This is a genomic window from Halomonas sp. A3H3 (assembly GCF_000982975.1).
GTDB classification, from domain to species: Bacteria; Pseudomonadota; Gammaproteobacteria; order Pseudomonadales; family Halomonadaceae; genus Vreelandella; species Vreelandella titanicae.
In genome coordinates this window covers 4083219-4095853 of sequence record NZ_HG423343.1, presented here as the reverse complement: position 1 = coordinate 4095853, position 12635 = coordinate 4083219, and the positions used below count along the sequence as shown (strand labels likewise).

Genomic DNA, 12635 nt, shown 5'->3' with positions numbered 1-12635 from the left:
AACATGAAAATTACCAAACTCAAGACCTGGCAAGTTCCTCCGCGCTGGCTGTTCCTTAAAATTGAGACTGACGAAGGCTGCTACGGCTGGGGTGAACCGGTGATTGAAGGCCGCGCGGCAACCGTTGAAGCCGCCGTGCACGAGCTCTCTGACTACTTGATCGGCCAAGACCCTCACCGCATCGAGCATCTTTGGAACATCATGTATCGCGCCGGTTTTTATCGTGGGGGCCCTATTCTGATGAGCGCGATTGCCGGTATTGACCAGGCGCTGTGGGATCTTAAAGGCCGTGACCTGGGTGTGCCCGTTCATCAGTTATTAGGCGGTGCCGTGCGCGACAAAATGCGCATGTATGCCTGGACGGGTGGTGACCGCCCCAGCGACGTGGGCGCTGGCGCTAAAGCGCTGGTCGAAAAAGGCTTCACGGCCTTCAAAATGAACGGCACCCCCGAGCTGCAAATCGTCGACTCACACCGCAAGGTCGATGAAGCCGTTGCCCGGGTGGCAGAAGCCCGCAACGCCGTTGGGCCAGATGTAGGCATCGGCATCGACTTCCATGGCCGCGTGCACCGCCCTATGGCCAAAGCACTGCTGCGCGAGCTAGAACCCTTTCACCCCATGTTTGTGGAAGAACCGGTTGCCCCCGAACATCTGCCCTGCTTGAAGGATATTGCTGGCGGGCTTGGCTACCCGCTAGCCACCGGCGAGCGGCTGCATACCCGTTTTCAGTTCCGCGACCTGCTGGCCGATGGCATGATCGACATTATCCAGCCGGATATTTCCCACTGCGGCGGCATTAGCGAAGGTCTCAAAATCGCCGCCCTTGCCTCCGCCTATGACGTCGCCTTAGCGCCCCACTGCCCGCTGGGCCCATTAACCTTGGCTGCGTCTTTACAGCTGGATGCGGTCAGCCACAACGCCTTTATCCAAGAGCAGAGCATGGGCATTCACTACAACCAGGGCAACGACGTACTCGATTACCTGGTCGATAAATCCGCCCTCGCCATTGAAGATGGATTCTGCGCCATTCCCCAAGGCCCAGGCCTGGGTGTCGAGATCAACGAAGAGTTCGTTGAGGAGCGCGCCAAGGTGGGCCACCGCTGGAGGAACCCGGTCTGGACTCATGAAGATGGCTCGATTGCGGAGTGGTAAACCATGGGATCAACCGTGATGAGTGAAACGCCTGAAATAGCACATCAGCTGACCTGGATTGCCGTGGACTGGGGCTCCAGCAATCTGCGTGCCTGGGGGCTGGATCAGCACGACCAAGTGATTGCCCAAGCCAGTAGCGACAAAGGCATGCTGGCGCTGAAGGCCGACGAGTACGAGGCCGAGCTGCTGCGACTGGTGGGCGATTGGCTACCCGCCACCGGCACGACTAAGGCGATGGTGTGCGGTATGGCAGGCGCTCGCCAGGGATGGTTGGAAGCCGCCTATTTACCGGTACCCACGCGGCTTGACCAGCTTAGCCAAGGCGCAGTGACGCCAACGCTTACGGGTGACCAGCTAGGTGTTTACCTGCTGCCTGGTTTAAGCCAAACCCGCGGTACCGCAATTCACTTTGATGTAATGCGTGGCGAAGAGACCCAGTTAGCAGGCCTCGTCGCTGACACACCTGACTTTACGGGTCTCGCCTGTTTGCCGGGTACCCACGCCAAATGGGCAACCCTGGAAGCGGGCGCGGTGAGCGGGTTTTCGACCTACCTGACCGGCGAGCTTTACCAACTGCTCGCCAACCAGTCGGTGCTGAAGCATTCCGTTTTATCACCTTCAGCGGCTAGGGATGATCTTAACGATGCAGCTTGCCGTGAAGCTTTTATTTCGGCCGTCAGCGAGATTCATCAAGCCCCCGAAACCTTTAGTAGCCGCCTGTTCGGCCTGCGCGCGCAAGATTTACTCGATGGCCGGCTACCTGCTGGCGACACGCGCGGGGCCGTTCTTGCGGCCAGGCTCTCTGGGCTCGCCATTGGCCTTGAGCTTGCTGGCGCCTGCCGTGAATGCCCCAGCGATAAGCCAATCACGCTGATTGGCAACCAAACGCTGAGCCAGCGCTACACGTTGGCACTCAATGCGATGGGCTATCAGACACAACATGTGGATGGCGACACCGCCGTCTTAGCGGGCCTGCGCCTCGCCCATCGCGCGTTAAAATAAATTAAGCATGGAGAAATTGGCTATGTCGCTGCCACTGATTGGAATTTTACGCGGTGTAACGCCTGATGAGGCCGTGGATGTCGCGGAAGCGGTGCTGGCCGCGGGTATCACCCAGATTGAGGTACCGCTTAACTCACCCAACCCGCTGGAAAGCATTCGCCGCTTGGTCGACGCATTTGGTGAGCGTGCGGTCATTGGTGCGGGTACGGTGCTCACTCCGGCTCAGGTGCGTGAAGTTCACGCTGCTGGTGGGCGCTTAATCGTTTCTCCCAACTGTCGGCCAGCGGTGATTGAAGAAACCCATAAGCTCGGCATGGCCAGCTGGCCGGGTATTGTGACGCCTTCTGAGGCCTTCGATGCGCTGGATGCAGGCGCCACCGGGCTTAAACTCTTCCCCGCGGTGCAGGTAGGCTTAGAAGGAATGAAAGCAGTACGCGCCGTGCTACCGGCAGGCACGCTTTTGTATGCCGTCGGCGGCGCTGGAGTCGATAACTTCGCCGAATGGCGCGCAGCGGGTGTCGATGGTGCAGGTCTGGGCAGCGCATTATACAAACCTGGCCAAAGCGCCTCTCAGGTGGGGAAACAAGCTCAAGCCCTCGTCGATGCCTGGTTAGCAGGAGAACAATAAGGAGAACCAACAATAATGAATACCGATATGAGTGTTTCAACGTGGCAAGCCGAGTTAGCGGTCGATTGCCGCTGCACCCTGGGTGAAGGCCCGCAGTGGGACGCCAAAAATCAGCGCCTTTATTGGTGCGACATTCTTGAAAAACAGCTGCACTGGCTATCCCCCGCCACCGGGGAAAGCGGCCACTATCAGCTCGATCATCGGGTGTCTCTGGCAGCGCCCCTTGCTGAAGGTGGCCTGTTGTTAGTCGGTGAAGACCGTTTAAGCCGCTTCGACCCAAGCAGCGGCAGTATCGAAAAGCTGAGTGATTTCGAGGCCGATAACCCTATCACCCGCAGCAATGACGCCCGCATTGATCGCCACGGCAGCCTGTGGCTCTCCAGCATGGGTAAAAGCGCTGAAAGAGGCGCTGGAAGCCTTTACCGCCTGCATCGCGGCGAGCTCTCGCGGCTGCGTTCAGGCCTAACGATTCCCAATGCCATCTGCTTCTCCGCAGATGGTGAGTTTGCGTGGTTTACCGATACCGTGACGGGTGTAGTGATGCGCTGGGCGCTGGATAGCGACGGCTGGCCGCAAGGCGAGCCGCAGCCTTGGGCAGACTTTTTCTCCAGCCAAGGTAATCCAGATGGCGCGGTAATGGATAGCGAAGGCTGCCTATGGCTTGCGCTATGGGGGGCTGGGCAGGTCGTTCGTCTGGATCCTAACGGTGAAATAATAGGCCGCGTCGAGCTGCCGGTCAGCCAACCCTCCTGCCCGGCGTTTGCAGGCCCTGATCTGAAAACGCTGTATATCACCACGGCGCAAGAGGGATTCAGTGCTGAGCAGCTGGCCCAAGAGCCCACCGCAGGCTCGCTCTATGTGGTCGAAACCGGCATCAAAGGCCTAGCCGAACCGCCGCTACGTCTGGCATAACTCTCCCACGAACCTCCCAGCAAAAGGCCCCACTAGCGGATACTAGCGGGGCCTTTCTGTTACGGCTTCACCTATTACCTACAAGGCGGGCAATCAGCCAGCAAAGCTAATATACATAACGATCACTAACACGACCAAAACGATACCGGCGGGTACCGCCCCTTTCCAGGGTGTTAGATCCACATCGCCGCTGTGCTCCTGAATCCAGTCGGTTTCCCTTGGGCGCACCTTGCCGATAATCAGCATCACCGCCACCAGTAATACAAAGACCAGCGCCACGAAGTGGAACTCGTGCATGATCTGCGGCAGCAATGTAAACGGTGGCACAAAGTAACCGGCGGCGATCAATAAGCAGCCGCCGATCAGGGCGATTTTGGCCGCCATTGGCGGAACACGTTTGGTTAGCAGCCCGACCAGCACCACGGCAAGAATCGGAATAAAGTAAATCGCGTTCATCTTCTGCAGGTAGCCAAACAGGCTCTCCTGACCTGCCAGCAGTGGCGCAATGATCATGGTGAGAATGGCCATGATCCAGCCAAACACTTTACCCGATTTAACCACCTGCTCTTCCGTGGCCTCTTTATTCAGCACACCTTTATAGATGCCCAGGCTGAAAATCGTGGTGGTGCTGTTAAGCGCTGAGTTAAACGACGACAGGATCGCACCGACCATCACCGCAGCGAAAAACCCGGTGAGGTACGGCGGCAGTACGTTAAAAACCAAATGACCGTAGGCTTCATCGGCACGCACGCCCTGATCGGCATAAAGGTGATAAGCAATGATGCCGGGCAGTACTAGGTAGAGCGGTCCCAGCAGCTTGAAGAGACCGGTCAGCAGCACGCCCTTCTGACCTTCGGCAAGGTTTTTGGCTGCAAAGGTACGCTGAATAATCTGCTGGTTGGTGCTCCAGTAGAACAGGTTAATCAGGAAAACGCCGGTAAACAGGGTAAAGAACGGCACCTGCTGATCAGCACCACCAATCGAATTCAGCTTATCCGGGTCGCTCTCTTTGAGGATGTTCCAACCCTCCATGATGCCGCTGCCGTCACTCACGGCCTGCAGGCCGAAATAGACGATCACGAAACCGCCGATCAACAGCCCGACGCCGTTGAGCGTGTCGGAAACTGCAACCGTGCGCAGGCCACCAAACAGGGCATACACCGAACCGATAATGCCGACGATCCACACCGTTAGCCAAAGCAGCGTCGTAGACGACTCAATGCCGGTTAACCCCTGTAGGTCGAGCATGCCCTGCAGGCCGATGGCACCTGAATAGAGAATGATCGGTAGCAGAATCACCGCGTAAGCAATCAAGAAGATGATATTGGTGATTAGCTGAGTCGTTTTATCGAAACGAATTTCGAGAAGCTGCGGCAGCGTGGCAATACCACTTTTCAAAAACCGCGGAAGGAAGAATAGCGCCAACGCCACTAGGGCGATAACCGCGACCACTTCCCAGGCCATTACGCTTAAACCATCAGAAAAGGCCGCCCCATTGAGCCCCACCATTTGCTCGGTGGAGAGGTTGGTCATCAATAGAGAGCCGGCAATCAGCGGGAAGGTTAGCGTACGTCCGGCAAGAAAGTAGCCGCTGGTGCTTGAGTGGTCATCTCGGCGGGTGATCCGCCAAGTGATAAAGGCGACAAGCCCTGTAAAAAACAGGAAGGACGCCAAGGTCAACGCGTGCATTTTGACTCACCTCATCATCATTGTAAGTGGCACGCACCTTTATGTATGCGCGAATAGCGAAATGTCAGACAAATCTTGCCGTCATTTTAATTGAGCTGAATATAGCCCGTTATACGTCTTTGGTCGTACGCAGGCGGTTACGATACGCGAATGACAAAACTTCACTATAAAAAAACCCTAGTAATGGTTAAAACCATAACTAGGGTATGCATTTATGCGGCCCGCGACGGGTTGCTAGTGGATGCCTATTTAGTGATGAAAGCGCTCCGCGGACTGGCGGGCCAGCTCACGGATGCCATCCCAATCTTCCGCTTCCACCATTGCTTTGGGTGTTAGCCAGGAGCCACCTACGCACATCACATTGGGCAGCGATAGATAATCATCGGCGTTGTCGACGGTGATACCGCCAGTGGGACAGAAGCGGGCTTCAGGTATCGGCGCGCCAAACGCTTTGATAGCTTTGGCTCCACCGCTGGATTCCGCCGGGAAGAACTTGAACCGACGGTAACCGTACTGCCAGCCGGTCATTAGCTCAGAAACTGTCGAGACCCCCGGCAGCATGGGCACCGGGCTTTCAACGCCGTAACGATAGAGGGCTTCCGTGGCGCCTGGCGTTACTACAAAGTCAGCGCCAACCTGCTCGGCCTGGCGGTACTGGGCGGGCGTCAGCACCGTGCCCACGCCAATGCTGGCACCGGGCAACGCTTCACGCATACGCTTCACTGCTTCAAGCGCGCAGTCAGTGCGCAGGGTAATTTCCAATACGGTTAAGCCACCCTCTACCAGGGCGCGGCCTAGCGGTACCGCATCTTCCAAACGCTCGATAGTGATGACCGGAATCACCTCGGCTTTCAAGCAGATGCTATCCAGCTCTGCAGTGCGTGTAGAAGGTAACTGTTTGTCGATAGTCATTAGTGAGTCTCCAAGCAACTTATTATTGGCTAAGGCAGTTAGCGCTCAAGGCGCCCAATAAATGGCCAGTGGGCAGGTTAAAAAGGCACGAATAGGCAGTTGACGAACATCGTCGCCACTTAGTGCCTTGGCCAATACGGCGCGTTTATCATCGCCGGTGATATGCAGAATATGCCGCCGTGCCTGATGCAGGCGATCGGCCGAAAAAGTAATCCGGGGTTGCGGCTGACTAGGCGTTCTGACCGCCACTAACAGCTCCTCCGTGGCAAGTGCCAGGGTCAATTCAGGGCTGTCGGGAAACAGTGACGCCGTATGACCATCACCGCCCATGCCTAGAATCACCACGCTGGCAGGCCACGCTAGCGTTTCTGCTTGCTTGGCAACTTCATCGACGCCCTCTTCAGGTGTAGCCGCGCTGCAAGTTAACGGTATAAAAGTGGCTGCCGATGCCTCGCCCTGTAGCAGATGCTCACGCACCAGCTTGGCGTTGCTATCGCTGCTCTGCTCGTCTACCCAACGCTCATCGGCCAGCGTTACATCTACCCGCTCCCAGGGCAGCGATTTGGCCGCCAGCGCCTTAAAAAAAGGCACTGGCGTAGAACCACCAGAAACCACCAGCAGGGCGCGTTCCTGGTGGTTCAAATCGTCTTGCAGACCCTGAAACACGGCTTCGGCAAGCTGCTCGGCCAACTGTTGGCGTGCTTGACTCATATTAATAATCCTCGTACCAGCTGCGGCCATCCTGGGTAATCATGGCGATGGAGGCGACTGGCCCCCAAGAGCCTGCGGGATAACGACGCGGGGGCATGTCGCGTTTTTTCCAGCCATCGATGAGCTGGTCGCACCAACGCCAGGCGTGTTCAATTTCATCGCGACGCACGAACAGGTACTGCTGGCCTTTCATGACTTCGAGCAGCAGGCGTTCGTAAGCATCGGGTATCCGCGATTTGGGAAATGCGCTGTTGAAGTCCAAATGCAGCGGACCCGGGCGCAGGCGCATGCCTTTATCCAAACCGCTATCTTTGGTCAATACTTGCAGGGCAATACCCTCCTCCGGCTGCAGGCGAATAATCAACTTATTAGAGGCGATGCCGCGCTGATCCGGGTCGAAGATATAGTGGGGCTGCTGACGGAAGTGAATAACGATCTGCGAGAGCTTCTCCGGCATCCGTTTACCGGTGCGCAGGTAGAACGGCACGCCTGCCCAGCGCCAGTTAGCCACTTCGGTTTTCATGGCCACAAAGGTTTCGGTCTGGCTCTGGGTGTTGGCGCCCTCTTCTTCCAGGTAACCCGGCACCGACTGGCCATCGCTAGTGCCCGCGATATATTGACCTCGTACTACATCGCGACCAAGCGCCTCGCCCACAAACGGTTTAAGTGCTTTAAGCACCTTGACCTTTTCATCGCGAATGGCATCGGCATCCAGGTTAGAGGGCGGATCCATGGCGATTAAGCACAGCAGCTGCAGCAGGTGGTTTTGCACCATATCGCGTAGCTGACCCGCCTCATCGAAATAGCCCCAGCGCCCTTCGATACCTACCTTTTCGGCAACGGTAATTTCCACATGAGAGATATTGTTCTGGTTCCACTGGGTGCCAAACAGCGGGTTGGCAAAACGCAGGGCAATCAGGTTCTGTACGGTCTCTTTGCCCAAATAGTGGTCGATGCGGTAAATCCGCGACTCGGGGAACACTTCACCGATAGCGTCGTTAATTTCAACCGAGGAGTGCAGGTCGTAACCGATGGGTTTCTCAACCACCACGCGGGACTCATCGTCCAGGCTTTTACTGGCCTGCAGGTGACGGCAGATATCGCCATAAATAGGTGCCCCAACGGAAAGATAGACCACCATTGGGCGCGGTGAGCCCTTTCGCCACTGGCGAATGGCGTCGTAACCTTCAACGCTGGAAAAATCGAGTTTTAAATAATCTAGGCGGGCGAGAAAACGCTCGAGGCTCTGCTTATCCTGCTCGCTGCTTTTTAGCCGTTTCTGCAGCGCGTCGTTAACCATTTTTCGGAACGATGCAGCGTCGTGCTCATGGCGAGCCAGTCCCATAATGCGCGTGCTTTCAGGCATCAAGCCTTCGCGATCAAGATGGTATAAGGCAGGAAATAGCTTGCGCATGGCAAGATCACCCAGCGCTCCAAACAGCGCTAAATCAATAGCGTGATTCGGATCGCCCAGCGGTGCACCTTGGGAAGCAGTGGACTGGCTCATCGTCACTCCTGTTTATAATTAGGCATCTAATGTAGTTAGATTACCTAAAATCTACCGTAAAGGGGGCATTATACGCAATAATTCGTGTAATTTTACTACAAAATAACCACGGTTTCTGCTCTATCAACGCACTCAGCACTTCATATCAATCCTTCTCCTTCCACTTTTACTCTACGCCCTTGATATACGCCACTGCTACGCCCCCTGAGGAGGAGGTGACCTTGCGCATAATTGGCCACTCTGCGGCAGTTGATAAATAAATGACCACAACAACAATGAGGTTATTACTCGATGGCAACGCTACGCTACTTTATCAGACCGCTACTGACAGCCACTCTGGCTGCCAGCGCTACCCTGCCAGCCTTCGCGTTCGAAGATGACCGCCTAACGATCTGGATGGGCGACAACAAGGGCCAGGAAGGCATTCAGTTGCTGGCCGATCAGTTTCTTGAAGAGACGGGCATAGAAGTTGAGGTGGTCTTTCCGGATAACCTGACAGACCGTTTTCAACAGGCGGCAGGTAGTGGTCAAGGGCCGGACATCGTAATCTGGGCCCACGACCGGATTGGCGAGTGGGCACAAAGCGGCCTATTAAAACAGATAGCGCCTAGTGACAGCTTCCGTGAGTCTTTTTATGACTTCTCTTGGGAAGCTGCCCTGTGGAATGGCGAAACCTACGGCTACCCCATTTCAGTGGAATCACTCGGTCTCATTTATAACAAAGCCTTGGTGGACACCCCGCCGGAGAGCTTTGCCGAGTTAATGCAGCTGGACAAGACGCTTGCCCAAGAGGGTAAAAAAGCCATCCTGTTCGACTACAGCGAGCCCTACTACGGCTGGACGCTGCTAGCCGCGAACGGGGGCTACCCGTTTAAACAAACTGACGCAGGCTACGACGTTACCGATATTGGCGTTAACAACGAAGGTGCCGTGCAAGGTGCAGAGCTGTTAGTCGAGCTTATCGAAAGCGACGTGGTGCCGCGAGGTACCGACTACAGCATCATGGATAATCGCTTTAACAAGGGCGAAGTAGCAACCATGATCAGCGGCCCCTGGGCCTGGCCAAACCTTGAGCGCAGTGGCATTGATTACGGCGTCGCCTTGCTGCCCAAGGTGGGCGACGAACGTGCCAAGCCCATGTTTGGCGTTATGACGGCAATGATCAACTCGGCCTCACCCAATGATTTCCTGGCCGTCGAGTTCCTGGAAAACTACCTGCTTAGCGAGGAGGGTATGCGCACCTTCAACAGCGATGGGTCGCTGGGGGCCGTGGCCCACATCGACTATCAAGCGGAACTGGCCGACAACCCCAATATTGCCGCCACGCTTGAAAACGCCGAAGTTGGCATGCCGATGCCGAACATTCCCGAAATGGGCGCCTTTTGGGCAGCCATGGAGCCCGCGCTGCAAAACATCGGCAGCGGGCGTCAATCACCTCAGGAAGCGCTGGATGCCGCCGCGCGGCGTATGCGTCAGTAGCCACTCGCCTTTCCTTCACTGCCCGGCCATGGCACTCCGTTGGCAAGGCTGGGCAGTTTCGCAGGACATCTTTCATGTTTACCACGAATGCTTCGCGGGGCTTGCCCCGCCACCGCTCTCGCCATCTGGCCGAACGCTATTCCCGCTGGGCAATGCGCAGCTTGATCGGGCTGATGGTACTGGCCCTGCTTTGGCTGGTGATGGCCTTTTACATGCACGGCCAGTGGGTATTTGCGCTGCTTTTTTTGGTGCTTGGCACGTCGCTGGGCGTGGTGTTCAGCCGACGTTCGCTGATGAGCCACCGGTATATTTTCCCTGCCGTGGCCGGGCTTGGCGTGTTTGTCATTTTCCCGCTGGTGTATACCGTCGGCATCAGCTTCAGCAACTACAGCTCGGACAATCTGCTTAGCCAGGAGCGCGTACGCGCACAACTGACCAATCAAACCTACCAGGCAGAAGGCGCTGCCTTTTCCTATTCGCTTTACCAGGAAGGCGAGCTGGTGCGCCTTTACCTGGAAAGCGACGCCCCTGCGGGCGACAACGACCGGCTACTATCCGCCGCGCTCAACCTAACTAACAGCGAAGTTCGTCGCGTTCCAACCCAATCCGTAGACACCCCGCCCGAAGGTGAGCCGCTTCCCATGCGCGCAGCAATCCAGGCCCGCGACGCCCTCCAGGCGCTGCGCCTGCAAACGCCCGGGGGCACCGAGCTGCGTATGGCGGGTCTGCGCCAGTTCGCGCCAATGATCGACCGCTATGAGATGCGTGACAACGGCAGCCTCTATGATCGGCAAGAGGATCAGGTGCTGACGCCGGACAACGATATCGGCTTTTTCGTCACCGAAAACGGAGAACGCATCACCCCCGGGTGGCCGGTGAACGTGGGCTTCACCAACTACACCAAGATTTTCACCGACCCGGATATACGCGGGCCGTTTATGCAGATTTTTGTCTGGACCTTCGTGTTTGCCGGGCTCACCGTACTGTTCACCCTGGCCGTGGGGTTTGTCCTCGCCTCGCTGCTGCAGTGGGATCAGCTCAAGGGCAAGGCGGTCTATCGGACGCTGCTGATACTGCCCTACGCGGTTCCAGCGTTTATTTCGATTCTGATTTTCAAAGGCATGTTCAATCAGCATTTTGGTGAGGTGAACATGATTCTGGAGGCACTGTTCGGCATTTCGCCGGAGTGGTTTACCGACCCCTGGCTAGCCCGAACCATGCTGCTGATCGTCAATACCTGGCTGGGTTACCCCTACATGCTGCTGCTGTGCATGGGGCTGATTCAGTCGATCCCCGGCGATCTGTACGAGGCCTCGGCGGTAGACGGCGGCGGGCCGATCACTAACCTGATGAAGATCACTCTGCCACTGATCATCAAGCCACTCACGCCGCTGTTAATCGCCGCCTTTGCATTCAACTTCAATAACTTTGTACTGATTGCGCTGCTCACTGGGGGCAGCCCAGACATTCTGGGTGCCAGCACGCCCGCGGGCACCACCGACCTGCTGGTGAGCTATACCTACCGCATCGCCTTCCAGGATGCCGGTCAGAACTTCGGTCTGGCGGCAGCCATTGCTACGCTGATCTTCCTGCTGGTGGTGGGCATGTCGGTGGTTAATTTGCGGCTTTCCAAGGTTAAGGTTTAGGAGGTTTACGATGGCGATGGTTCAACCCCGCTCCATTCGCGCAAGGCGATGGGGCGCGCATTTGGCGCTGATCGGCTTTGTGTCACTGATCGTGTTTCCGCTGCTGTTGGTGATTTCAATCTCGTTTCGCGAGGGCAACTTTGCCTCGGGGAGCTTGATCCCCGAGCGCTTCTCTCTTGAACACTGGTCGCTGGCCTTGGGTATTCCCTGGGAGCGCGCCGACGGCAGCGTGATCCAGCCGCCCTTCCCCGTGCTGCTGTGGCTATGGAACTCGATCAAAGTCGCCGTGGTGTCCTCGTTGCTGATTTTGATGCTTGCCACCACCAGTGCCTACGCCTTTGCCCGCATGCGCTTTAAGGGCAAGGAGCCGCTATTGAAAGGCATGCTGATTTTCCAAATGTTCCCAGCAGTATTGTCGCTGGTGGCACTCTACGCGCTGTTCGACCGGCTGGGTCAGTTCGTCGGCTGGCTAGGGATAAACACCCACGGCGCGCTGATTGTCGCTTCCCTGGGCGCAGTGGCGCTGCATATATGGACGATCAAGGGCTACTTCGAATCCATCGACGGGTCGCTCGAAGAAGCCGCCATGGTGGACGGGGCAAGCACTTGGCAGGCGTTTCGCTACATCCTGCTGCCGCTGTCGGTGCCGATTCTGATGGTGGTGTTCATCCTGGCGTTTGTGATGAGCATCATGGAGTACCCCATGGCGTCGGTGCTGCTAGTGGATGAGCATAAGCTCACCCTGGCGGTGGGCGCCCAGCAGTACCTGGCCGACCATAATCAGCGCTGGGGCGACTTCGCCGCCGCTGCCGTGCTCTCGGGGCTGCCAATCACCGTGGCGTTCCTGATCTGCCAGCGTTGGATTATTGGTGGATTAACCGCCGGGGGCGTTAAAGGTTAAATCTAACGAAGGTGTTTAACTAGCTTGCCCAAACCCAGCAGAGTGCTGGGTTTTTTTGTTTTTTTACAGACTTTTTATGGAAGGTCATGGTGTCAT

11 protein-coding genes are annotated in these 12635 nt (G+C 56.7%); 7 read left to right on the top strand and 4 right to left on the bottom strand.

The genetic code is table 11. The features are described 5' to 3' along the window. Positions 1 to 3 precede the first annotated feature (3 nt). From dgoD to HALA3H3_RS18455, 4 genes are read left to right on the top strand one after another with little or no spacing between them, the layout of a single operon-like run. Positions 4 to 1152, top strand: coding sequence for a galactonate dehydratase (gene dgoD / locus HALA3H3_RS18470; RefSeq protein WP_022523040.1), 1149 nt, complete (start codon positions 4 to 6; stop codon positions 1150 to 1152). Between the two features lie 3 nt (positions 1153 to 1155). After that, a complete protein-coding gene (locus tag HALA3H3_RS18465) occupies positions 1156 to 2154 on the top strand; it encodes a 2-dehydro-3-deoxygalactonokinase (protein ID WP_022523039.1) in 999 nt (332 codons plus the stop codon). 7 nt (positions 2155 to 2161) lie between these two features. Further along, the gene (locus HALA3H3_RS18460) at positions 2162 to 2782 is read left to right on the top strand and encodes a 2-dehydro-3-deoxy-6-phosphogalactonate aldolase (RefSeq protein ID WP_258955969.1); all 621 of its coding nucleotides are present in this window, start codon (positions 2162 to 2164) and stop codon (positions 2780 to 2782) included. A 15-nt stretch (positions 2783 to 2797) separates the two neighbouring features. After that, positions 2798 to 3694 carry an SMP-30/gluconolactonase/LRE family protein gene (locus HALA3H3_RS18455; protein ID WP_022523037.1) on the top strand — a complete coding sequence of 299 codons (897 nt, stop codon included), beginning with the start codon at positions 2798 to 2800 and terminating at the stop codon, positions 3692 to 3694. Between the two features lie 93 nt (positions 3695 to 3787). Here HALA3H3_RS18455 and HALA3H3_RS18450 read toward each other — a convergent pair whose 3' ends face one another. From HALA3H3_RS18450 to zwf, 4 genes are all read right to left on the bottom strand, one after another. Continuing rightward, on the bottom strand, positions 3788 to 5383 hold the full coding sequence (locus HALA3H3_RS18450; RefSeq protein ID WP_009287074.1) for a solute:sodium symporter family transporter: 1596 nt from the start codon (positions 5381 to 5383) through the stop codon (positions 3788 to 3790). Positions 5384 to 5632: 249 nt separating this feature from the next. After that, a complete protein-coding gene (locus HALA3H3_RS18445; RefSeq protein ID WP_022523036.1) occupies positions 5633 to 6295 on the bottom strand; it encodes a bifunctional 4-hydroxy-2-oxoglutarate aldolase/2-dehydro-3-deoxy-phosphogluconate aldolase in 663 nt (220 codons plus the stop codon). 45 nt (positions 6296 to 6340) lie between these two features. Next, complete coding sequence (gene pgl / locus HALA3H3_RS18440; protein ID WP_022523035.1) at positions 6341 to 7006, bottom strand: 6-phosphogluconolactonase; 666 nt, start codon at positions 7004 to 7006, stop codon at positions 6341 to 6343. A gap of 1 nt (position 7007) precedes the next feature. Further along, positions 7008 to 8513 carry a glucose-6-phosphate dehydrogenase gene (zwf, locus tag HALA3H3_RS18435; protein WP_022523034.1) on the bottom strand — a complete coding sequence of 502 codons (1506 nt, stop codon included), beginning with the start codon at positions 8511 to 8513 and terminating at the stop codon, positions 7008 to 7010. 291 nt (positions 8514 to 8804) lie between these two features. On the opposite strand from zwf, the gene malE reads away from it, so the two are divergent. The 3 genes from malE to malG all read left to right on the top strand — a co-directional run bounded on the left by malE (position 8805) and on the right by malG (position 12539). Beyond that, the gene (gene malE / locus HALA3H3_RS18430) at positions 8805 to 9992 is read left to right on the top strand and encodes a maltose/maltodextrin ABC transporter substrate-binding protein MalE (protein WP_022523033.1); all 1188 of its coding nucleotides are present in this window, start codon (positions 8805 to 8807) and stop codon (positions 9990 to 9992) included. 74 nt (positions 9993 to 10066) lie between these two features. Continuing rightward, complete coding sequence (gene malF, locus HALA3H3_RS18425; RefSeq protein ID WP_022523032.1) at positions 10067 to 11638, top strand: maltose ABC transporter permease MalF; 1572 nt, start codon at positions 10067 to 10069, stop codon at positions 11636 to 11638. A gap of 10 nt (positions 11639 to 11648) precedes the next feature. Beyond that, the gene (gene malG, locus HALA3H3_RS18420; RefSeq protein ID WP_022523031.1) at positions 11649 to 12539 is read left to right on the top strand and encodes a maltose ABC transporter permease MalG; all 891 of its coding nucleotides are present in this window, start codon (positions 11649 to 11651) and stop codon (positions 12537 to 12539) included. Positions 12540 to 12635: the final 96 nt, after the last annotated feature.